Source organism: Thiobacillus sp., assembly GCF_018780105.1.
Taxonomy (GTDB): Bacteria; Pseudomonadota; Gammaproteobacteria; order Burkholderiales; family Thiobacillaceae; genus Thiobacillus.
The window spans coordinates 1-21,058 of record NZ_JADMKC010000051.1 but is presented as its reverse complement, the minus strand read 5'-3'; the positions used below and the strand labels follow the sequence as shown (position 1 = coordinate 21,058).

Sequence of the window (21,058 nt, the reverse complement as noted above, 5' to 3'; positions counted from 1 at the left end):
ATGCCATTTGATCGCGGCGACCGTACTTATTTTGTCAGCGACGAGCGCTTGCGGGCCTTTCGCGCATTGCCGGTCGAGAGCAAGCTGCGCTGGATCGAAGAACTCGCGATGTTTCTGCGTATGGCGCAGCCGGTCGGCGATCACGCCAACGTTGTGAAGAAAGAACGCCCGGGCTGAATCAGCCCGCGTAGATACCGTCTTGCCTGTCAAGGGGGTCATGACTTGGAACGCTGGCACCATTTCGATGGTACGCATTCAATTTGCGTTTTCCCGCCGCCACACCCAGGGCGGTACCGGCTCAGCCTCCCGCCACAGTCCACGCGCAGCCTGCTGCGCATCTCGCTGCACCGCCTTCAATTCAGCACTGCGATGATAGGCTGATGCCCAGGCCAGCCCGCGCCGCACCAGTTCGGCATTCACCTGCACGTCACGCAACTGGATCTGCGCAATCGTGCGCCCGTAGGCGTCGATCGCGACCGTGTTCAGCTCAACCCGTTGATTCAGCACCAGAGCGCTCAACGCACGGGTGGCCGCTTCGCCGTAGGGTTGATCCTTTTCAGGGGCATCGATGTTGGCCAGGCGAATTTTCAGGAAGGCACGCGAGGCAGCGTTATAGGAATCCGGCTTGAACAGGACGGTATCGCCGTCGATGACCACAAAGACCACGCCGCTCATCGTGCCTGCCCACGCCGGCACTACGGCGACCAGCAACAGGCAGAGCGCGCCTATCAGGTGTTTCACCCGGCGAGCATCTCCGCTGCGTGTTGGCGGGTGGTGGCGGTGATCTTGATGCCGCCGAGCATGCGGGCAAGTTCTTCCACCCGCGCGTCGGCGTCGAGCAATTCGATGTTGGACGACACGAAGCCGCCATTGGCATGCTTGGCGACACGCAGGTGCTGGGTGCCGCGCGCGGCGACCTGCGGCAGATGGGTGATGACCAGCACCTGACGCGTTTCGCCGAGCCGGGCCAGGCGCCGCCCCACGGCCTCGGCCACGCTACCGCCGATTCCGACATCGACTTCGTCAAAAATCAGCGTCGGTACACCCGCCACGCCGGACAGCGCCGTCTGGATCGCCAGGCTGATGCGCGACAGCTCGCCGCCCGATGCTACCCTGGCCAGCGGCCCCGGCGGCAGGCCGGTGTGGCTGGCGACGAGGAAGCCGACGTCTTCCAGTCCATGGGCGCGCGGTTCGCTCACCGGCTGCAACTGGATGTCGAGCCGGCCGCCGGCCAGCGCGAGTTCGTGCATCGCGGCGGTGACTTGTTTGGCGAGCGCGAGAGCGGCCTTGCTACGCTGCGCACTGAGCTGTTGGGCTGCCTGCTGGTAATGCGCGATGGCGGCGGCCTCGCTGGCCTGCAGGGCATCGAGATCGTCGCTGGCATCCAGCGCGGCCAGGCGTGCCTGAAACTGTTCCAGCAGACCCGCCAGCGCATCGGGCTGCACGCGATGTTTGCGCGCCAGCCGGTGCATGTCGCTCAACAAACGGTCCAGTTCGTCGAGTCGTTCCGGGTCGAGATTCAGGTGATTGGAATAGCGGCGCAGCGCATGCACCGCCTCGGCCAGATCGGCACTGGCCGAATGCAGCAGCGTCGCCACCTCCTGCAGGCTGCCGTCCACCGTTTGCATCGCATCGAGCCGCGCACCCAGCTCGCCGAGCTGGCTGGAGACGGCGGACTCGTCTTCGTCCAGCCCGGCGATCAGCGCCTGGCTGCCTTCGATCAGGGTGGTGACATGCGACAGTCGCGCATGTTCGGTCTGGATCTCGTCCCAGCGCGCGAGGTTGTCGCCCAGCGCGCGCAGTTCCTCCACCGCCAACTGCAGGCCTTCGCGTTCGATCTGCCGCGCCTGGCCGCTGGATTCGGCGTCGAGCCGCCGCTGGCGCGCACTTTGCCAGGCGTGCCAGGCGGTCGCGACGGCGGCGGCGGTAGCCTGAGCGCCGGCATAGGCGTCGAGCACTTCGCGCTGGGTTTGCGGACGCAGCAGCGCGTGGTGCGCATGCTGGCCATGGATATCGAGCAGGAATTCGGCGGCTTCCTTGAGCTGGGCGAGCGGCGCGGCACTGCCGTTGATGAAGGCGCGCGAGCGTCCCCCGGCTTCGATCACCCGCCGCAGGATCAGCATGCCGTCGTCTGCGGCAAAGCCGGCTTCATCCAGCCAGCGGGCCAGGGCCGGCAGGCCTTCGATGACGAATTCGGCGGCGATTTCGGCACGCGCCGCGCCGCTGCGCACCACGCCACCTTCGGCGCGGTCGCCCAGCGCCAGCGCCAGCGCATCGACCAGTATCGATTTGCCCGCGCCAGTCTCGCCAGTGAGAACGGTGAGCCCCGGCGCGAAATCGAGCTCGACCGATTCGACCAGCAGGTAATTGCGGATGGATAAATGGGCGAGCATGAACTGCTCAGAGTTTCTTGCCCCAGTGCAGCTTCTGCCGCAGGGTATCGTAGTAGCTGTAGGAATGCGGGTGCAGCAGGGTGATCGGGCGGTTGGCGCGGGTGATCCAGACATGATCACCGCTGTGCAGATCGAAATAGTGCTGGCCATCGAAATGCACGCGCGCATCGTCGGCATAGGTCAGGTGCAACTCGATGCGCGAATGGCTGCTGACCACGATTGGGCGCGCCGACAGGGTGTGCGGGCAGATCGGCACCAGCGCCACGGCTTCCAGCGTCGGGTGCACGATGGGCCCGCCCGCCGACAGCGCATAGGCCGTGGTGCCGGTTGGCGTGGTGACCACCAGGCCATCGGCGCGCTGGCTGTAGACGAACTCGCTGTTGATGGAGATTTCGAGGTCGATCAGACGGCCCGAGCCGCCCTTGCCGAGCACCACGTCGTTGAACGCGGTGGCCTCGAACACTTTCTCTCCGCCGCGCCGCACCTGGCCGTTGAGCAGGATGCGTTCTTCCGCCACGTACTGCCCGCTGAGGATTTCGGCGACGGCATCGAACATGTCTTCGACCGTGATGTCGGTGAGGAATCCCAGATGGCCCTGGTTGATGCCGATCAGGGGCACGCCGTGCGGCGCCAGTTCGCGCGCAATCGACAGCATGGTGCCGTCGCCGCCGATCACCACCACCACATCGCTTTCCGTCGCCAGGTCATGCAGGCTGCGGGTAGGGCAATTGTGCAGCTTCAGCCGTTCGGCGGTCTGGCTGGCCAGGAGAACGCTGTGGCCGCGCGTCTGCAGGAACTCGGCAAGCACGCACACCGAATCGTGCATCTCGGGTTTGTCGTATTTGCCGACGAGGCCGACGGTATGGAAAGGGGTTTGCATGGAGGGCGATTATAAAGGGTGAGCGGTGAGCGGTGAGCGGCAAGCGGGAATTCCGTTCACCGCCCACTGCTCCCTTATAATTGCCGCATGCTGACCGAGCGCGCGTCCATCCTGCTGAAAACCCTGATCGAACGCTATATCGTCGATGGCGAGCCGGTCGGATCGCGCACCCTGTCGAAACACGCCGGGCTGGACTTGTCTCCTGCCAGCATCCGCAACATCATGGCCGACCTTGAGGAAATGGGCTTCGTCGCCAGCCCGCATACCTCGGCCGGGCGCATTCCCACGCCGCGCGGCTACCGTTTCTTCGTCGACACGCTGCTCACCATGCGCCCGCTGGCGCAGATCGAAGTGAACCAGCTGGAACACAGCCTGGCGTCGTCCGACCCGCAGCGCCTGATGACCGCCGCCTCCACCCTGCTGTCCGACCTCAGCCAGTTTGCCGGGCTGGTGATGACGCCGCGGCGCAACCCCGCATTCCGCCAGATCGAATTCATCAGCCTGTCGGAAAAACGCATTCTGCTGATCATCGTCACCATGGAAGGCGAGGTCGAAAACCGCGTCATCCTGACCGAGCAGGCGGTCAGCCCGTCGGTGCTGACCGAGGCGGCCAACTATTTCAACCAGCATTTCGCCGGTCACCGTTTTGATCAGGTACGCGCCAAGCTGCGCGACGAACTCGGCCGCGTGCGCGACGACATCACCCGCCTGATGGCCGCCGCGGTCGACGCCGGCAGCCAGGCGGCGGATGCCAGCCAGGAAAACGTGGTCGTATCCGGCAGCCGCAACCTGCTCAACGTCAACGAACTGTCCAGCAACATGGGCAACCTGCGCCGCTTGTTCGACGCGTTCGAGCAGAAGACCGGGCTGTTGCAGCTGCTCGATCAGTCGCGCAACGCCGCCGGCGTGCAGATCTTCATTGGCGGCGAATCCGAGCTGCTGCCGCTCGACGAATGCAGCCTGGTCAGCGCGCCCTATTCCGTCAACGGCCAGGTCGTCGGCACGCTCGGCGTGGTCGGCCCTACCCGCATGGCCTACGAACGGGTGGTGCCGATTGTCGACATCACCGCCAAACTTCTCTCGAGCGCGCTGTCGCACCACGGATGAGCTATCTCAAAGAACCCGACTACGTGCACGGCCAAGCCGCCCGCACCGGCATCCTGCTGGTCAACCTGGGCACGCCGGCAGCGCCCACCGCGCAGGCGCTGCGGCCTTATCTGAAAGAGTTTCTGTCCGACCCGCGCGTGGTCGAAATCCCGCGCCTGGTCTGGTGGCTGATCCTCAACGGCATCATCCTCAATACCCGACCGAAGAAATCCGCCGAAAAATACGCCGCGATCTGGGCCGCCGACAGCTCGCCGCTGCGCGTCCACACCGAAAAACAGGCCACGCTGCTGCGCGGCTGGCTGGGTGAAAAAATCACCAGCCCGCTCAAGGTCGAATACGCCATGCGCTACGGCCAGCCGTCGATTCCGGCCACCCTGGCGCGCATGAAGGCAGAAGGCTGCGAGCGCATCCTGATCCTGCCCGCCTACCCGCAATACGCCGCCTCCAGCACGGCCACCGCCTTCGACATGGCTTTTGCCTGGCTGCAAAAGACGCGCAACCAGCCCGCGCTGCGCACGCTCAAGCATTACCACGACCATCCCGCCTACATCCAGGCGCTCGCCGCCAACATCCGCGACGACTGGCAGCGCAACGGCCGTCCCGACGTGCTGGTCATGAGTTTTCACGGCGTGCCGCGCTACACCCTGGAAAAGGGCGATCCCTACCACTGCGAATGCCAGAAAACCGGACGCCTGCTGGCCGCGGCGCTCGGGCTGGAGCCGCAGCAGTACCGCCTCACCTTCCAGTCGCGCTTTGGCCGCGCCGAATGGATCCAGCCCTACACCGACAAGACCCTGGCCGCGCTCGGCAAGGAAGGCGTCAAACGCGTGGACGTAGTGGCGCCCGGCTTTACCGCAGACTGCCTGGAAACCCTGGAGGAACTGGCGATGGAAGGCCGCGACACTTTCCTCGAAGCCGGCGGCCAGGAGTTCCGCTACATTCCTGCGCTCAACGAGCACCCGCAATGGATTGCCGCGCTGGGCCAGATTGCGCTGGAGAATCTGGGCGGCTGGGTCAGTCTCGACGGCGAGCGCAATGCCGACGAAGAAGCGCGGCAAACCAGCAGGCGCATGGCGTTAAACCTGGGCGCCCGGAATTAGCGTATCCCCAAACAACCCACGTTAAATCGCGGTTGCGCAGCATGCGCGATATGCCGGTTGTCAGCTGTAAGCCTCAAGACGTAATGCCCGCAACCGACAGGCTTGCTGCTTCGCGCTCAAACCCGAACATACGTCCAGCCCTGCTGGAGGCGGGTAACGATCTCGTTAATGGCTGTTGGCGCAGTCTGGGTGTCGGGCAACAGCATGACCTGTTCGCCAACGTTCCGGAGGCGGGTAATCGACTGTCCGCACGCCACCCAGTGCAAATTGGCGTGGCGCTGCTTCATGCGTGCCATGCGCTCTGCGTACGGGCTATGCCCCGCACGCAGCAGATTGAGGCCATGGCTGTTAGCGATCACTTCGAGCTGCATCGCCCGTCCCTGCTTGTCTGCTTCATCCAGCAGAAGCTCCGCCCGATCCAGTACCGCTTGCATCTTGGCAGGCGCGGCGCTGTCGAGATGCAGCATGACCCGGTTCGGATCAGCCTTACGCGCCAGACTCACTACCTGATAACCACTGGAAACGGCCGCAGGCAACGCAGCCACGGCCTGCGGTTCCTGCCCCCGCAACGCCCAACCGCCGCTTAAACCTGCCAGCAGGACGAGGCAACCGTAGGCGCAGCGTTGCATCAATCTCCGATGGGGCGCCGTGCGCGACTTCCTGCTGTCGGCAACCGGCGGTTCGATGTACGCCAGCCGCACCATGCTCTGCAGTCCGCGCAATATGCAGACGCGCTGGGACAGCTCCTTGTCATCGCGAATCCGGGCAAGGAGTGCCTCGCTTTCGGCCACGTCCAGCTCGCCATCGATAAAGGCATTCAGCGTTTCGTCCGATACGACTTCGTTCATTTCACTCTCCTCAGCAGCGGCTGCGTCGCCGGCTGCTGCATTGCTGAATCCAGAAAAACCTTCAGGCCTGCACGCGCGCGTGACAAGCGACTCATCACCGTTCCAACCGGAATATTGAGGATGGTCGCCACCTCGGCATAACCAAACTCTTCCAGATCGACCAGCGTCAATACCTGGCGTTGTCCTATCGGTAGATTCGCCACTGCCGACCGCACGCAGGCGATCACCTGTTTGCGGTCACAACTCGCCTCCGGTGTATCGGCACTTGATTCGAGCTCGTCCTGCCAGTCCTCAACATCCTCAAAGTCACGCCGGGCTCGAAGATGATCGAGCCAGCAACGATTCATGATCGCCACGAGCCAGGCCTTCAGCGATGCCTCGTCGCGCAACTGCCCCCGCTGCGTCAGGGCTTTGGACAAGGTCTCTTGCACCAGATCATCCGCCAGCGCCGCATCGTGACACCAGGCATACGCAATGCGATAAAGCACCGGACGCAAGGCTTCCACGCTGGGGCGAAACGGGCCAAACAGGAAACGGCTGATAAGGGACATATCAATTGAAGACGCGGACAGTAGTCCATTTATTCCATAAAAAAGCCGCCTCCGAAATGGAATAAGCGTCCCATATCACGCGTCTTATAGATATGCACGGCATTCATCAAGCCTGTTTATTCAACACTTCAAGGAGACAACATGACCCGCGTCCTGACCCCGCTACTGACCGCCCTGCTGCTGGCAACGGCACCGATGGCCCACGCCGGCCCGCTGGCCGAGGCCGCAGCCCCCGTTGCATCCATGCAGGAAAAAGTGGTTTACCACGTCAACGACAGCGCCAACGCCTCCGCTGCGCTGCGCAACATCAAGAATCACCTCGCCGCCTCGCCTGACGTCAAAATCGTCGTGGTCACCCACAGCGAGGGCATCGATTTTCTGCTCAGCGGCGCAACCGACAAGAACGGCAATCCATATGAAGTGGCCGTGCAGGAACTGAAAACGAAAGGGGTCGATTTCCGTGTCTGCAACAACACGCTGAAGGGCCGCAAGATTAATCCCGGCACCGTGCTTGCGGAAGCCACCATCGTCCCGTCGGGCGTCGCTGAAATCGGCCGACTGCAGGCAAAAGAAGGCTACGTGTACCTGAAACCTTGAGGTGCGACATGTGCTACCCGCCATTCTGAGACGGCGGGCAAGCATCTAGTTCAGTTCGCAAAACCACTCAATTTGAATCGTCAATAACGCCATGAAACTGGCGCTATTGCCCCCTCTTTTGCCTTGAATTTGCAGCAGTCCCTTGTGGAGACAAGTAATGCTTAAGTTTTTTCGTTCTGCCGTAGTCGTTGTTGCTTCGCTTCTCATCATCTCGGCCGTCCCCCCAGCCATGGCAGAAGACAAAAGCCTGCCTGAATACAAATACGTCCTGCACATCGACGACATGGATCCGTCCAAGCAGGAACTCATCCTCAACAACGCCAGGAACCTGCTGGATGCCTACCCGCCTGGCGATGTGGACATCGAGATCGTTGCCTATGGGCCAGGCCTGCGCCTGATGTTTGCCGAAAACATCAACGCCCCGCGCATGGATTCGCTTGCCCAGAGCGGCGTCAGGTTTTCTGCATGTGACAACACCCTCAAGGGCATGGCCAAACTGCTGGGCGAAGAACCGAAGCTGAATCCGGTTGCGACGGTCGTACCCGGAGGCATCGTTCGCATTGGCCAGTTGGTCAAGCAGGGATACATCTATGTCAAGCCCTGACCATGCCAGGTACTCAATCACGCCGTTTTATGCACGACACACACCACGGCTCATTCCCTGTTTTATTCATTAATAAATATTCATCGAGGAGAAACAAATTGGGAGACAAGAAACAATTCAAGCGTGCATTGATCAGCACAGTCTGCACCCTGGCCTTTGCGGCGGCCGGTACGACTCACGCAGCAAACTGGCTGATGCTGCAGGGCACCGAGCCCACTGATGCGGCTTCACGCGCCGAAGTATGGGGATTTATCCAGGCTAGCTACCAGAAGGACTACAGCAAGCCCAACGCCACAGGCGGCTACGTGCCACCCAAACTGCTTGGACCCAATCTCGATGCCCAGGATGGGTTCAACATCGACCGTGCCCGGGTTGGCGTAAGGGGCACCGGCTTCCCGCTTGACAGCCGGATCAACTATTTCCTGCTGCTCGAAATGGGCAACAACGGTATTACCTATGACGGAAACGCCTTTGCCAAACTGACAGACGCCAGCGTGACCCTGAGTTACATACCGGGCGCACGTGTTCGCGTCGGCCTGTTCAAGTATCCAGGCTCCGAAGAAGGCTTGCAGGCTATTCATGTATTCGACTACATCAATTTCACCGAAGGGGGTAACTTGCTGCTCAACGAGCGCTTCCCCAGCAAGCATTTTGTGAACTGTACCGGTGTCACCGCCCCTTGTAATGCAAGCACCGGCAACGTAGGCCCCTATACGGAAGCCCAGCTTCAGGGCGGCGCCAGCCTGAATACCTTCCAGGGACCTGTCGGCGCATTCCGCGATGTGGGCATTCAGGTATTCGATGCATTTGATGTCAGCAACGACTGGGAAGTGTCCTACGCGGCGATGGTCGGCAATGGCAACGGCATCGAGTTCGACAACAGCGATGGCAAATACGACACGTATCTCTACCTGTCAGGCGAGAAGAAATTCGGCGGCAAGGGCCCCAAGGCTGAAGGCCTGAAGTTCTTCGCCTGGGGACAGTGGGGTACGCGCCTGCTTGCAACCACGGCAACAAGCGGGCTCCAGTCCTATGATCGCAACCGTGCGGGCCTGGGAACAAAGTATTTGCAGAAACCCTTCCGCGCGACGGCCGAGTACATCACGGCAGACGGCATGATCTTCGAAGGTCCGGACAAACCGAATTTTTACTTTACCAGCGTACCCAACCTCAATGGTGCTGACGCCAAGGGTCACAGCTGGTATGTGGAAGGCGGATGGTATATCCCCAATACCAAGTTCGAACTGGATACGCGCTACGACACTGCAATCTTCAACGAAGACCGTGTTGACCAGCACACGTTCAGCAAGTGGACCCTCGGGGCGCAATACCATTTCAACCCCAAAACACGGGTTACGCTCAACTACGAGATCCGCAACTTTGAGTGCGACTCCGGATTGGCGCAATGCGTTGGGCCGAACACCAACCTGGACGGGGTCGGTAACAAGATCGGATTGCAGTTGACGGCAATTTTCTAAGTTGTCTCCAGGAAATCATTATTTTTATGATCTCCTCCTTCCCACCAGCTCGACGGGTGGGTTTTTTATTTCCAGGATCATCCTTACCGACTGCCGAATACGGGCAAGGGAATATCCCCGCAGCACACTTCAACGTAAGGAACGCCATGCGCTTATCTCGCTCTCCCAATATGAAATGGCTTGCCTTGCTAGCCTTCACGGCAGGACTTTCCGCTTGCGCCAGCACGGGCAGCAACGAAAGCCAGGGCAGACGCATCAAAATCACGTCCGAGCCCGCCGGTGCAACGGCCTATGTGGACGGCGCAGAAATCGGCACCACGCCGCTGGAGATCGTTCCTGGCGATCACTTCCGTTCGGGCTTTGCGGGTTTTTCCTATCGCTATGTTGGCAAACTCAGCCTCAAGAAAGCCGGCTGCGAAACCTGGTCGAACGAGGTCAATGACAATATTTTGTCAAAGGACATCAACACCAAGCTGAAATGCGAACCGAATTTCCAGCCTGCCCCCGCCGCATCGGCTCCAGCTGCGGGATCGCCTGCAATTTCACCGGCCAAGAATCAATCGATTGAACGGCTGGAACAGATTGAAGCCTTGCACAAAAAAGGCCTGATCAGCGATGAGGAATACAAGCAACTACGTGCCCGTATCCTTGAGCAGCTTTGATTCACCACCACGGCGCTCACACGATTGATCGCAAGTGAGCACCATGCGTGATGGCCGCTTTTTTCATACCGGGCGGATGAAGTGCTCGCGGTAATACTTCATTTCTTCGATCGACTCGTAAATGTCGGCCAGCGCCTCGTGCTTGCTGCCCTTCTTGAAGCCTTCTGCCAGACCCGGACGCCAGCGCTTGGCCAGTTCCTTCAGCGTGCTGACGTCGAGGTTACGGTAATGGAAAAATTCTTCCAGTTTCGGCATGTAGCGCGCCATGAAACGGCGATCCTGGCAAATCGAGTTGCCGCACATCGGCGAGGTACGCGCGGCCACGTGCTGCTTCACGAATTCCAGCATCTGCGCTTCGGCGGCGGCCTCATCCAGTTGCGAAGCCTTGACGCGATCGATCAGACCGGATTTGCCATGCGTGCCCTTGTTCCAGTTGTCCATCGCGTTCATGACTTCGTCCGGCTGATGCACCACCAGTACCGGGCCTTCGGCCACGGTGTTGAGATCGGCGTCGGTGACGACGATGGCCAGTTCGATGATGCGGTCGGTTTCGGGCGACAGGCCAGTCATTTCCATGTCCAGCCAGAGCAGATGTGTGGGATTCAGTGCCATCGGGGTGTCCTCAATTGAATTGGCGCATTTTCGCATAGACCCTGCCCCACGCGGGGTGGCAGAAGCGAACGCTTGCCGCCATAATCCAGCCATACCCACCCCGGAGTTCTGCCATGAAAGCCCTGATGGTCTTTTTTGCGACAGCCCTGCTGTCCACCGCGATTCATGCCGCGCCCGCCACCACAAAAGGCGATCCCAAGGTCGGCAAGACCCTGCACGACAAATCCTGCACCAGTTGCCACGTCAAGATGTACGGCGGCGACGGCAGCAAGATTTACACGCGCAGTGACCGCAAAACCCAATCCACCGCGCAGCTGGCTGCCCGCGTGTCAGGCTGCAATGCCAACACCGGCGCGGGCTGGTTCCCGGAAGACGAGGCTCACGTCGCCGCATATTTGAACCAGCAGTACTATAAATTCAAGTAAACCCCACCGAACTCAAGGCTGATTCAGCCCGCCCGAAGGAACCGCCATGACCACTATTGTTGAAGAACTCGTCCGCAAGAAGTGCGCCCCCTGCGAAGGCGGCGTCGCCGCGATGACCGATGCGCAGATCGCGCCGATGCTCAAAGGCCTTGCCGGCTGGCAGCGCGAAGGCGAAAAAATCGTCAAGGAATACAAGTTCAAGGACCATTACCAGGCACAGGCCTTTACCAACGCCGTGATGTGGGTGTCGCACCGCGAAGACCACCATCCCTACCTCCTCGTGGGCTACAACACCGTCAAGGTCGAATTCTGGACGCATGCTATCGGCGGCCTGTCCGAGAACGATTTCATCTGCGCGGCCAAAGTCGACATGCTGTTTGACATCTGATGGCCGCCGAGACCGGCCGGGTCGTCGCTGCCTTCAGCCGCCGCTTCATCGTCGAGACGGCTGATGGCCTGCTTCCCTGCCAGGTAAAAGGCCGCCACCTGCGCGTGGTATGTGGCGACCGTGTCGAACTTCAGCGCGACGGCGACAGCGGCGTCATCGAGGCCGTGCTGCCGCGCAGCAGCCTGCTGTACCGTTCCGACGCCTTCAAAACCAAAGCCATCGCCGCCAACGTCACCCAGCTTGCCGTGGTGGTGGCGCCGCGCCCCAGCTTTTCGATGGAACTGGTGCAGCGCTGCATCCTCGCCGCCGAAGACCAGGGCATCCCCAGCCTGCTCATTCTCAACAAGACCGACCTGCCAGAAACGCCGCGGGCGATCGAGCGCCTGCAGCGGCTCACCCGCATCGGCTATCCGCTGGTCACACTGTCCGCGCTCACCGACGTCGCGCCGCTGCGGCCGGCGCTGCACGGCCGCACCACGCTGTTGATCGGGCAGTCCGGGATGGGTAAATCGACGCTCATCAACGCACTGTTTCCCGATGCCGACGTGCTGACCGCCGAGTATTCCGAAGCGCTCGACAGCGGCCGCCACACCACGACCCACACCCGCCTGCACCGGCTGGATGCCGACACGGCGGTGATCGACTCGCCCGGCCTGCAGGAGTTCGCCCTGCAGCATCTGGACGCCAACGCGCTGGCGTACGCGTTCGTCGACTTCCGTCCCTTCCTGGGACATTGCCGTTTCCGCGACTGCAAGCACGAAACCGAACCCGGTTGCCGCCTGCTGGAGGCCGCTGCCGCGGGCGAAATCGAACCCAAGCGCCTGCAGCTGTTCCAGATGCTCAGACGCCTGCAGAAAAACGCCGCCCAGCGCCTATAAATAAAGCCTGAATTTCACGCAAGGAGCGCATCATGAAACGCGCGCTGACGCTGTTGGTACTGCTGATTCTGAGTGTGATGTCGCCGGCGCTGGCAGCGGGAAAGTGGGTCGCCACCCCCTATGCGCCGGCCAAGGTCGTCTTCGAGTTCTACCTGGATGATCCGCAAAAAATCGGCAGCGCCCTCTACTGGGTGCGCGCGCTGATGAACCCGCTGCAAGCCGCGCCCTACAACTACACACCCGAAGATCTGAACGTTGTCGTCGTCATCCACGGCAATGAAATCGTGACGGTGGCCACCCGCAACGAAGCGAAATATCAGGATGCCGTCGAACGCATGCGCTACTACGCCGACCTCGGCGTGTCGTTCAGGGTGTGCGGCCAGGCTGCGGAGGACTTCGGATACGCGGTCAAGGATTTCCAGGACTTCATCGAAGTTGTGCCCAACGCCATCACCGAACTGGCGCACTGGCAGCAGCAGGGTTACGCCCTGATCACGCCGCACGTGATGGAAAAGAAATTCGACATCGAGACCATCCGCTGACTGGTTTTTGCGTGACAGCCGCAGCGGGCTTGAGGCCGGATCAGGAGAGGCCCGCTGTTTCTGCGATGCCCCTCTTGCCCCCGGGCGTCCGCCCGCGATAGCCCCGAATACACGCCGCCGGTTAAAGAAACCCGGCTAAATCCCGTTAAAAACGCTATCAAATCGATTATTTCGGGGCTGCGAGCCGGGCTTGCTATCAATCCATTGAGTATGGACACCACATTTCAGGATGCGTCTCGCGTCATCACGTCCGATAGAGATCAGCAAACCCACACTACAGCCGCGACCGAAGCGCTCGACACGCTGCTCGAATGCATGCTCGTGGTGGTGCATGCGCACGGCGGTACGCTAAGCCGCCAGGCCGCCATCGATGGATTGCCGCTGGTCAACAATCGCCTCACCCCTTCCCTGTTCCGCCGTGCGGCCAAGCGCGCCGGCTTCACCAGCAATGTGGTACGCAAACCGCTGGAAGGCTTGAATACGGCCCTGTTCCCGGCGGTGCTACTGCTCAACGACGAGGAAGCCTGCGTGCTGCTGGGCTGGCAGGACGACGGCCGGACCGCGCGCGTGGTCTTTCCCGAACTGGGGAAAGCGGAAGCCTTGCTGCCGCGCGACGAACTCGCGGCCCGTTACTCCGGCCATGCCATCCTTGCGCGCCCCGAATTCCGTTTCGACGCACGCACTCCCGAAGTAGGCCGGGTCAAGCACCGCCACTGGTTCTGGGGCACGCTGGCCGAAAATACGCCGCTGTATCGGGATGTGCTGCTGGCGGCGTTCATGATCAACGTGTTCGCCATCGCCCTGCCGCTGTTCACCATGAACGTGTACGACCGCGTGGTGCCCAACCATGCGATCGAAACGATGTGGATGCTGGCGGCAGGCATGGCCATCGTGCTGGTGGCGGATCTGGTGCTGCGTACCATGCGCGGCTATTTCCTCGATCTGGCCAGCAGCCGGGTGGATGTGCGGCTGTCCGCCTACATCATGGAACGCGTGCTGGGTCTGCGCCTGGAAAACCGCCCGCTGTCGGCAGGTTCCTTTGCCTCCAATCTGCGTTCGTTCGAAACGATCCGCGACTTCATCACCTCAGCCACGGTGACGGCCTTCATCGACCTGCCGTTTGCCCTCATCTTCCTGGTGGTCATCGGCTGGATTTCCTGGCCACTGATCCTGCCGATCCTGTTCGGCATGCTGCTGTTGCTGGCCTTTGCGTTGACCATCCACAGCAAGATGCACGAACTGTCGGAAACCACCTACCGCGCCAGCGCCATGCGCAACGCCACCCTGGTCGAAAGCCTGGTGGGGCTGGAAGCGATCAAGGCGCTGGGGGCCGAGAGCGTCATGCAGCGCAAGTGGGAATCGAGCGCGGCCTTTCTCTCGCGTGTGGGCGCGCAGCTGCGGCTGCTGTCGTCGACCACCATCAACGGCGCGATGTGGGCCCAGCAATTCGTCAACGTGGTGGTGGTGGTGGTCGGCGTCTACCTGATTTCGGACGGCCAGCTGACGCTGGGCGGACTCATTGCCTGCACCATGCTGGCGTCGCGGGCGATGGCGCCGATCGGCCAGATTGCCGGCCTGCTGACCCAATACCACAGCGCCGCAACGTCCCTGAAATCGCTGGACGATATTTTGCAGCAGCCGGTCGAGCGGCCTGCCGATTCGAATTTCGTGACCCGCCAGCATTTCACCGGCGACATCGAATTCCGCGAAGTCGACTTCAGCTACCCCAATCAAGACCTTGCAGCCCTGCGCAATGTCTCGCTGAAAATCCGCGCGGGCGAACACGTGGCCATCCTCGGCCGCGTCGGCTCCGGCAAGACCACACTGGAAAAACTCATTCTCGGCCTGTACCAGCCCACCTCGGGCAGCGTGCTGGTGGACGGCATCGACCTGCGCCAGCTCGATCCGGCCGAGCTGCGCCGCAACATCGGCTATGTGCCGCAGGATGTCACGCTGTTCTATGGCAGCCTGCGCGACAACCTGACCATCGCCGCGCCCGGCGCCGACGATGCGGCGGTCCTGCGCGCGGCCGAAGTCGGCGGCATTCTCGAGTTCGTCAACAACCACCCTAAGGGCTTCGACATGACCGTGGGTGAGCGCGGCGAATCGCTTTCCGGCGGACAGCGGCAGGCAGTCGCCATCTCGCGCGCCACCCTCAACGATCCGCCGATCCTGCTGATGGACGAGCCGACCGGCTCGATGGACCACTCCAGCGAAGAGGAAATCAAGCAGCGCCTGCGCACCTATGCCACCGGCAAAACCCTGATCGTGGTCACGCACCGAACCTCGCTGCTGGACTTGGTCGAGCGCATCATCGTGATCGATGGCGGCAAGGTGGTGGCAGACGGCCCCAAAGCGCAGGTGGTCGAGGCCCTGCGCCAGGGCCGCATCGGGAAGGCCGCATGAAAGCCGCCCTGTTCGCCTCCATTTCCCGCTTTGCCGACCGCTCCGCGGCCTGGTCCAAACATGCGCGGCCACTGCTGGACCGCGCATTTGCCAGGTGGATTCCACCGGGCGCAGACGAATCGCTGGGTTGGGCAGCCGATGCCAACTGGGCGCGGATGGATCAGGAACCGCTGCGCGCACGCTATCTGCTGCGCGCGATCGGGATCATTCTGCTGGTCTTCTTGCTGTGGGCGGCCTTCGCCACGGTGGACGAAGTCACGCGCGGCTCGGGCAAGGTCATCCCCTCGCGCCAGGTGCAGGTGATCCAGGCGGTCGACGGCGGCGTGGTCGCGGAAATCCTGGTGCATGAGGGCCAGTCGGTCGAGGTGGGACAGTCGCTGTTCCGCATCGATGAAACGCGTTTTGTCTCTTCGCTGCGCGAAAACCGCGTGCAATATCTGGCGCTGCTGGCGAAGGCCGCGCGCTTGCGCGCCCTGGCCGAGAACACGCCGTTCGTGCTGCCGCCCGAGATCATGAAAGAAGACCCCAAACTGGTCCAGGAAGAACGCAGCATGTACGACGCGCGCCGCAACGAACTGGAAGCCCAGCTCAGCATCGCGCGCCAGCAGCTGGCCCAGCGCAATCAGGAGCTGATCGAAGTGCGCTCGCGTCGTGAGCAGGCTGCGCAAAGTTACGAACTCACGGCCCGCGAACTCGCGATGACCAAACCGCTCGCGGCCTCGGGCGCGGTCTCGGATGTGGAATTGCTGCGGCTCGAGCGCGACGTCGGCCGCTATCGCGGCGAGCGCGACCAGGCTTCCGCGCAGACGGTGCGCCTGCAATCCGCGATCGTGGAAGCGTCACGCAAGGTACAGGAACAGGAACTCACCTTCCGCAACGAGATGCGCAACGAACTGGGCGAGACCATGGCCAAGCTGAACAGCCTGTCCGAAGGCAGCACGGCGCTGTCCGACCGCGTCCAGCACGCCAACGTCAAATCGCCGGTCAAGGGCACCGTCAAGCGCCTGATGATCACGACCGTGGGCGGCGTGCTGCAGCCGGGCAAGGAAATCGTGGAAATCGTGCCGACCGACGATGCATTGCTGCTGGAAACGCGGATTGCCCCCAAGGACATCGCGTTCCTGTCGCCGGGGCAAAAGGCGACGGTGCGTTTCACGGCCTACGATTTCGCGATTTACGGTGGGCTGGAGGCGGTGATCGACCAGATCGCGGCAGATACCGTCACCGATGAAGACGGCAACGCCTTCTACCTGGTGCGCGTTCGAACCCTCAAATCGTCGCTCGGCAAGGCCATGCCGATCATCCCCGGGATGGTGGCGGAAGTGGACATCATGACCGGCCGGAAAAGTGTGCTCGCCTATCTGCTCAAGCCGGTGATCCGCGCCCGCGCCCACGCCTTCACGGAGCGCTAGCCGGTGACGCGCCCGATATTCATCACAGCACGCCCGCAACCGATTCCGCGCTGGCTGGAGGCGTTTCCCAACGCTTTGCTGGTGCACGATCAGGGTCCGGACAAGACCGATCTGGTCGCGCTGGAAAACGCATCCGTGCTCTGGCTGCATGCCACGGCAGACGATCCGGCGCTGTCGGCCTGGCTGAAAACGCTGCGGATCGCGGCGCCGAACGCGTCCATTGTCGTGCTCTCGAATGTGCCGGAAGACGATCAGGGGATGGCGGCACTGGCAGCGGGCGCGTCCGGCTATTGCAGTGCGCTGAGCTTGCCCGCGGTGTTGCATCAGGTGGCCAGCGTCGTCGAGCACGGCGGCCTGTGGGTCGGTCCGCAACTGATGCGCCGGCTGATGCAGGGTCTGGCGGTACGCAACGACACGGTGCCCCCACCTGCGCTGGATAGCTTGAGCCAGCGTGAACGTCAGGTTGCAGAAGCCGTTGCGCGCGGATCGACGAACAAGGAAATCGCGCGCGTGATGCACATCACCGAGCGCACGGTTAAAGCCCATTTGACCGCATCCTTCGAGAAACTCGGCGTGCGCGACCGCATGCAGCTCTCCCTCCTCGTGAACGGTGTCGAAGACTCGACACACCTGCCCCAGAAAATCTCCGCCTGACTGTACTTCGGTCCAATACGGAAACCGGAAATCAAGCCGTTATGTCTTGCAGACGTGCCCGAATGGGGCACCCAAGCCATTTCGATAAAAGGTCAGCACCATGGACACGCGCGTTTCCACTCCCCAGGCAGTCGCCACCGTTATTGCAGTAGAAGGCCAGGCATTCGCCCGCGATCCGGCTGGCCAGATGCGACCGCTGCAGGCGGGCGACGTCCTGCTCGAAGGCGACACCCTCGTCACCCTGCCGGGTGGACAGGTCCAGCTGGCCTTCGCCGATGGACAACTGCTGACCGTGCTCCCCAACGAAGGCTTTCAGTTCAGCGCCGAAACCGCGCCGGGCACGCGTCCCGATGTGGCCGAAGCCGCGCTGCCGGCAGGCGAAGCCGATCGCATCATCCAGGCGCTGGAACGTGGCGAGAACATCGACGACCTGATCGATCCGACCGCTGCCGGTTTCCAGGGCGGCGGTGAAAACGGGGGAAACAATTTCGTCCGCTTGCTGCGGATTGTCGAAGGCGTGGATCCCCTGTCGTTTCGATTCGAAAGCAATACGGCGAACATCGACTTTCCGGTATTTGAATCCGGCGGCACCCCCGCGGAAATCCTGGAAACAGTCGAAGTGCCTGCGGTTACAGGCGCCCTCACCCTGAACGCACCGGCAAGCGTGACCGAAGGCGGCACCATCGTGTATTCGGTCACCGTCGATGTGGCGCCGCAGGGCAGTCCACTGGTGCTGACATTGTCCAACGGCCTCACCCTCACCATTCCGGTCGGCGCATTCAGCGCCACCAGCGCACCCGTTCCGGTGCGTGCGGACGATGTCCTTGCGCAAGGCGACACGCCGGTGTCCGTCTCCGTAGTGGGCGCATCCGGAGGCGGTTACACCACGCTCAGCCTGGGCAGCCCCGCCACCACTCCCGTGAGCGACGATGCGGATGTCACGGCGCTCTCGCTGACGGCAGATGCCAGCGTTGCCGAGGGCGGCAACATCACCTATACGGCCAGCCTGAGCACGCCGGCCGGCACGCCGCTCACGATCACCCTCAGCAACGGGGCAACGATCAGCATCGCGGCCGGCTCCAGCCTGGGCTCGGTCTCGGTGCCGGCGCCTTCCGACGATGCCCATCTCGACGCCGGCAGCGTCAGCGCCACGATTGTGACGGCGTCCGGCGGCAATTTCGAAAGCCTGGCCGTCAATCCAGCGGCCGCCACAACCGCGATCACCGACACGCCCGATGTGACGACAGTCAGCCTCGTGGCGACGCCCAGCGTCGCCGAGGGCGGCAACATCACCTACACGGCCAGCCTGAACAACAGCGCACAGACGCCGGTCAGCGTAACCCTCAGCAATGGTACCGTGATCGGCATCGCTGCCGGCGCCGCGTCCGGCAGCGTCAGCGTCGCCGCACCGAACGACGACGTCTACCTGGATGCCGGCAGCGTCAATGCCACCATTGCGTCCGCCACCGGCGGCAATTTCGAGAGCCTGGTCGTCAATCCCGCGGCGGCAACGACCGCGATCACCGACACGGCCGACATCACGACTATCAGTCTCAGCGGCAGCGCGAGTGTTGCCGAAGGCGGCACGGCGGCTTACCTGGTATCGCTCACGAATCCCGCACAAACCGCGGTCACCGTCAACTTCGCATACAGCGGCACGGCAACCGATGGCGTCGATTTCACCGGTGTCGCGAGCGTCACCATTCCGGCAGGATCGAGCAGCGCAAGCTTCAGCATCCCGCTCGCAAGCGACCTCGATCTGGAAGGCGCCGAAACCCTCGTCGTCAGCATCAGCTCGGCGAGCGGCGGCAATTTCGAAAGCCTGACGATCAATGGCGCGGCAGGCAGCGTCACCACCAGCGTCACCGACAGCACCACCACGGCCACCGTGAGTCTGAGCGCGAGCGCAAGTGTTGCCGAAGGCGGCGTGATCACCTACACCGCAAGCCTGACAGGCCCTGCGCTCAGCCCGATGAGCGTGACTTTGGACAACGGCGCAGTCATCAATATCGCTACCGGCACCTCCAGCGGCAGCACCAGCGTGGCCGCCCCTGCCGATGACATCTACGTCGATGCGGGCAACCTGAGCGCCAGCATCGTTTCGACCACGGGCGGCGGCTTCTCCATCCTCACCGTCGACCCGGCCCCGGCCTCCACCAGTGTGTCCGACACGATCGACAGCACGACCATCTCAATTACGGCGACAGCCAGCGTGGCCGAGGGCGGCAACATCGTCTATACGGCAAGCCTCAACAATGTGGCGCAGATGCCGGTCAGCGTCACCCTTTCCAACGGGGCGGTCATCAGCATCGCCGCCGGTGCTTCCAGCGGCACGGTCAGCATCGCTGCGCCGACCGATGATGTCTATCTGGATGCCGGTAGTGTTGGTGCCACCATTACGGCCGCCACGGGCGGCAATTTCGAGAACCTGGCGATCAATCCGGCATCGGCGATCACCAGCATTACCGACACGCCCGACACGACAACGCTGAGCCTCACGGCTTCGGGCAGCGTCGCCGAAGGCGGCAACATCACCTACACCGCCAGCCTCAACAATGTGGCGCAGACGCCGGTCAGCGTCACGCTTTCCAACGGGGCGGTCATCACTATCGCTGCCGGCGCTTCCAGTGGTTCGGTCAGCGTCGCCGCACCGACCGACGATGTGTACCTCGATGCGGGCAGCGTCAGTGCCACGATTGCGTCCGCCAGTGGCGGCAATTTCGAGACGCTGACGGTGACCCCCACCGCGGCGGTGACCAGCGTCACCGATACCCTCGACAGCACGACGCTCAGCCTGAGCGCGAGCGCTTCGGTGGCAGAAGGTGGCAACATCACTTACACCGCAAGCCTGAACAATGTGGCGCTGACTCCGGTCAGCGTGACGCTTTCCAACGGCGCGGTGATCAGCATCGCTGCCGGTGCATCGAGCGGATCGGTCAGCGTCGCTGCGCCGACCGACGATGTGTATGTCGACGCGGGTTCGGTCTCGGCCACGATTGCCTCGGCTGCCGGCGGCAATTTCGAAAACCTCGTCGTCAGCCCGGTTGCAGCCACCACCAGCATCACCGACACCCTTGATTTGACTACGGTCAGCCTGAGCGCAAGCGCTTCGGTGGCCGAAGGCGGCAACATTACTTACACGGCCAGCCTCAACAATGTGGCGCAAACGCCGGTCAGTGTGACGCTGAGCAATGGTGCGGTCATCAGCATCGCCGCGGGCGCGTCTTCCGGCAGCGTGAGCGTCTCTGCTCCAGCCGATGATGTCTATGTCGATGCCGGTTCGGTATCGGCCACGATTACCTCGGCTGCTGGCGGAAACTTCGAGAGTTTGGCGATCAATCCGGCTACGGCAACGACCGGCATTACCGATACGCCCGACACGACAACGCTGAGCCTCACTGCTTCGGCCAGCGTCGCCGAAGGCGGCAACATCACCTACACCGCCAGCCTCGACAACGTCGCGCAGTCGCCCGTCACGGTCACGCTGTCGAACGGCGCGACGATCAGCATCGCAGCCGGCG

General features: G+C 62.4%; 21 protein-coding genes. 15 read left to right on the top strand and 6 right to left on the bottom strand.

Annotated features, from left to right (window positions below):
- Complete coding sequence (locus IV098_RS15240) at positions 1–177, top strand: hypothetical protein (protein ID WP_296890577.1); 177 nt, start codon at positions 1–3, stop codon at positions 175–177.
- Between the two features lie 78 nt (positions 178–255).
- Here the strand turns inward: IV098_RS15240 and IV098_RS15235 are convergent, their stop codons facing one another.
- From IV098_RS15235 to IV098_RS15225, 3 genes are read right to left on the bottom strand one after another with little or no spacing between them, the layout of a single operon-like run.
- A complete protein-coding gene (locus tag IV098_RS15235) occupies positions 256–741 on the bottom strand; it encodes a thermonuclease family protein (protein ID WP_296890576.1) in 486 nt (161 codons plus the stop codon).
- Positions 738–2,393, bottom strand: coding sequence for a DNA repair protein RecN (gene recN, locus IV098_RS15230; protein ID WP_296890574.1), 1,656 nt, complete (start codon positions 2,391–2,393; stop codon positions 738–740). The genes IV098_RS15235 and recN overlap by 4 nt, the downstream gene beginning before the upstream one ends.
- A 7-nt stretch (positions 2,394–2,400) precedes the next feature.
- Positions 2,401–3,273 (bottom strand): NAD kinase, encoded by an 873-nt coding sequence (locus IV098_RS15225; protein WP_296890571.1) that lies wholly within the window; start codon positions 3,271–3,273, stop codon positions 2,401–2,403.
- Between the two features lie 87 nt (positions 3,274–3,360).
- Between IV098_RS15225 and hrcA the strand changes: the two genes are divergently transcribed.
- Positions 3,361–4,380 carry a heat-inducible transcriptional repressor HrcA gene (gene hrcA / locus IV098_RS15220; RefSeq protein ID WP_296890569.1) on the top strand — a complete coding sequence of 340 codons (1,020 nt, stop codon included), beginning with the start codon at positions 3,361–3,363 and terminating at the stop codon, positions 4,378–4,380.
- Entirely contained in the window at positions 4,377–5,480 is a 1,104-nt protein-coding gene (gene hemH / locus IV098_RS15215) for a ferrochelatase (RefSeq protein WP_296890568.1), read from the top strand. Before hrcA ends, hemH begins: the two co-directional genes overlap by 4 nt.
- A gap of 116 nt (positions 5,481–5,596) precedes the next feature.
- Here hemH and IV098_RS15210 read toward each other — a convergent pair whose 3' ends face one another.
- Both IV098_RS15210 and IV098_RS15205 read right to left on the bottom strand, forming a co-directional pair.
- Positions 5,597–6,328 (bottom strand): hypothetical protein, encoded by a 732-nt coding sequence (locus tag IV098_RS15210; RefSeq protein WP_296890567.1) that lies wholly within the window; start codon positions 6,326–6,328, stop codon positions 5,597–5,599.
- Positions 6,325–6,879 (bottom strand): RNA polymerase sigma factor, encoded by a 555-nt coding sequence (locus IV098_RS15205; protein ID WP_296890565.1) that lies wholly within the window; start codon positions 6,877–6,879, stop codon positions 6,325–6,327. Before IV098_RS15205 ends, IV098_RS15210 begins: the two co-directional genes overlap by 4 nt.
- 141 nt (positions 6,880–7,020) lie before the next feature.
- On the opposite strand from IV098_RS15205, the gene IV098_RS15200 reads away from it, so the two are divergent.
- From IV098_RS15200 to IV098_RS15185, 4 genes are all read left to right on the top strand, one after another.
- Positions 7,021–7,476: a DsrE family protein gene (locus IV098_RS15200; RefSeq protein WP_296890563.1), complete on the top strand. Its 456-nt coding sequence runs from the start codon at positions 7,021–7,023 to the stop codon at positions 7,474–7,476.
- Between the two features lie 229 nt (positions 7,477–7,705).
- Positions 7,706–8,080: a DsrE family protein gene (locus tag IV098_RS15195; RefSeq protein WP_296890562.1), complete on the top strand. Its 375-nt coding sequence runs from the start codon at positions 7,706–7,708 to the stop codon at positions 8,078–8,080.
- Positions 8,081–8,178: 98 nt separating this feature from the next.
- Positions 8,179–9,558 (top strand): hypothetical protein, encoded by a 1,380-nt coding sequence (locus IV098_RS15190; protein WP_296890561.1) that lies wholly within the window; start codon positions 8,179–8,181, stop codon positions 9,556–9,558.
- 26 nt (positions 9,559–9,584) lie between these two features.
- A complete protein-coding gene (locus IV098_RS15185) occupies positions 9,585–10,220 on the top strand; it encodes a PEGA domain-containing protein (RefSeq protein ID WP_296890559.1) in 636 nt (211 codons plus the stop codon).
- Between the two features lie 63 nt (positions 10,221–10,283).
- Here IV098_RS15185 and orn read toward each other — a convergent pair whose 3' ends face one another.
- Positions 10,284–10,832, bottom strand: a complete 549-nt coding sequence (gene orn / locus IV098_RS15180) for an oligoribonuclease (RefSeq protein ID WP_296890558.1) — start codon at positions 10,830–10,832, stop codon at positions 10,284–10,286.
- 113 nt (positions 10,833–10,945) lie between these two features.
- On the opposite strand from orn, the gene IV098_RS15175 reads away from it, so the two are divergent.
- From IV098_RS15175 to IV098_RS15140, 8 genes are all read left to right on the top strand, one after another.
- Positions 10,946–11,257: a cytochrome c gene (locus tag IV098_RS15175; protein ID WP_296890555.1), complete on the top strand. Its 312-nt coding sequence runs from the start codon at positions 10,946–10,948 to the stop codon at positions 11,255–11,257.
- Positions 11,258–11,303: 46 nt separating this feature from the next.
- Entirely contained in the window at positions 11,304–11,645 is a 342-nt protein-coding gene (locus tag IV098_RS15170; RefSeq protein ID WP_296890553.1) for a 4a-hydroxytetrahydrobiopterin dehydratase, read from the top strand.
- The gene (gene rsgA / locus IV098_RS15165; RefSeq protein ID WP_296890551.1) at positions 11,645–12,523 is read left to right on the top strand and encodes a ribosome small subunit-dependent GTPase A; all 879 of its coding nucleotides are present in this window, start codon (positions 11,645–11,647) and stop codon (positions 12,521–12,523) included. Before IV098_RS15170 ends, rsgA begins: the two co-directional genes overlap by 1 nt.
- 32 nt (positions 12,524–12,555) lie before the next feature.
- Positions 12,556–13,065 carry a DsrE family protein gene (locus IV098_RS15160; RefSeq protein ID WP_296890549.1) on the top strand — a complete coding sequence of 170 codons (510 nt, stop codon included), beginning with the start codon at positions 12,556–12,558 and terminating at the stop codon, positions 13,063–13,065.
- Positions 13,066–13,275: 210 nt separating this feature from the next.
- Entirely contained in the window at positions 13,276–15,471 is a 2,196-nt protein-coding gene (locus IV098_RS15155; RefSeq protein ID WP_296890547.1) for a type I secretion system permease/ATPase, read from the top strand.
- Positions 15,468–16,883 carry an HlyD family type I secretion periplasmic adaptor subunit gene (locus tag IV098_RS15150; protein ID WP_296890545.1) on the top strand — a complete coding sequence of 472 codons (1,416 nt, stop codon included), beginning with the start codon at positions 15,468–15,470 and terminating at the stop codon, positions 16,881–16,883. Before IV098_RS15155 ends, IV098_RS15150 begins: the two co-directional genes overlap by 4 nt.
- A 3-nt stretch (positions 16,884–16,886) precedes the next feature.
- A complete protein-coding gene (locus tag IV098_RS15145) occupies positions 16,887–17,537 on the top strand; it encodes a response regulator transcription factor (protein ID WP_296890543.1) in 651 nt (216 codons plus the stop codon).
- 100 nt (positions 17,538–17,637) lie between these two features.
- Positions 17,638–21,058, top strand: a 3,421-nt coding sequence (locus IV098_RS15140; RefSeq protein ID WP_296890541.1) for a retention module-containing protein, incomplete at its 3' end; no start/stop codon positions are given.

What these genes read in the sequence shown, in the direction of transcription:
- IV098_RS15240 (WP_296890577.1), top strand. Translation starts at nt 1, where the DNA reads ATGCCATTTGATCGCGGCGACCGTACTTATTTTGTCAGCGACGAGCGC.
- recN (WP_296890574.1), bottom strand. Translation starts at nt 2,393, where the DNA reads ATGCTCGCCCATTTATCCATCCGCAATTACCTGCTGGTCGAATCGGTC.
- IV098_RS15225 (WP_296890571.1), bottom strand. Translation starts at nt 3,273, where the DNA reads ATGCAAACCCCTTTCCATACCGTCGGCCTCGTCGGCAAATACGACAAA.
- hrcA (WP_296890569.1), top strand. Translation starts at nt 3,361, where the DNA reads ATGCTGACCGAGCGCGCGTCCATCCTGCTGAAAACCCTGATCGAACGC.
- hemH (WP_296890568.1), top strand. Translation starts at nt 4,377, where the DNA reads ATGAGCTATCTCAAAGAACCCGACTACGTGCACGGCCAAGCCGCCCGC.
- IV098_RS15210 (WP_296890567.1), bottom strand. Translation starts at nt 6,328, where the DNA reads ATGAACGAAGTCGTATCGGACGAAACGCTGAATGCCTTTATCGATGGC.
- IV098_RS15205 (WP_296890565.1), bottom strand. Translation starts at nt 6,879, where the DNA reads ATGTCCCTTATCAGCCGTTTCCTGTTTGGCCCGTTTCGCCCCAGCGTG.
- IV098_RS15200 (WP_296890563.1), top strand. Translation starts at nt 7,021, where the DNA reads ATGACCCGCGTCCTGACCCCGCTACTGACCGCCCTGCTGCTGGCAACG.
- IV098_RS15195 (WP_296890562.1), top strand. Translation starts at nt 7,706, where the DNA reads ATGGCAGAAGACAAAAGCCTGCCTGAATACAAATACGTCCTGCACATC.
- IV098_RS15185 (WP_296890559.1), top strand. Translation starts at nt 9,585, where the DNA reads ATGATCTCCTCCTTCCCACCAGCTCGACGGGTGGGTTTTTTATTTCCA.
- orn (WP_296890558.1), bottom strand. Translation starts at nt 10,832, where the DNA reads ATGGCACTGAATCCCACACATCTGCTCTGGCTGGACATGGAAATGACT.
- IV098_RS15175 (WP_296890555.1), top strand. Translation starts at nt 10,946, where the DNA reads ATGAAAGCCCTGATGGTCTTTTTTGCGACAGCCCTGCTGTCCACCGCG.
- IV098_RS15170 (WP_296890553.1), top strand. Translation starts at nt 11,304, where the DNA reads ATGACCACTATTGTTGAAGAACTCGTCCGCAAGAAGTGCGCCCCCTGC.
- rsgA (WP_296890551.1), top strand. Translation starts at nt 11,645, where the DNA reads ATGGCCGCCGAGACCGGCCGGGTCGTCGCTGCCTTCAGCCGCCGCTTC.
- IV098_RS15160 (WP_296890549.1), top strand. Translation starts at nt 12,556, where the DNA reads ATGAAACGCGCGCTGACGCTGTTGGTACTGCTGATTCTGAGTGTGATG.
- IV098_RS15155 (WP_296890547.1), top strand. Translation starts at nt 13,276, where the DNA reads ATGGACACCACATTTCAGGATGCGTCTCGCGTCATCACGTCCGATAGA.
- IV098_RS15150 (WP_296890545.1), top strand. Translation starts at nt 15,468, where the DNA reads ATGAAAGCCGCCCTGTTCGCCTCCATTTCCCGCTTTGCCGACCGCTCC.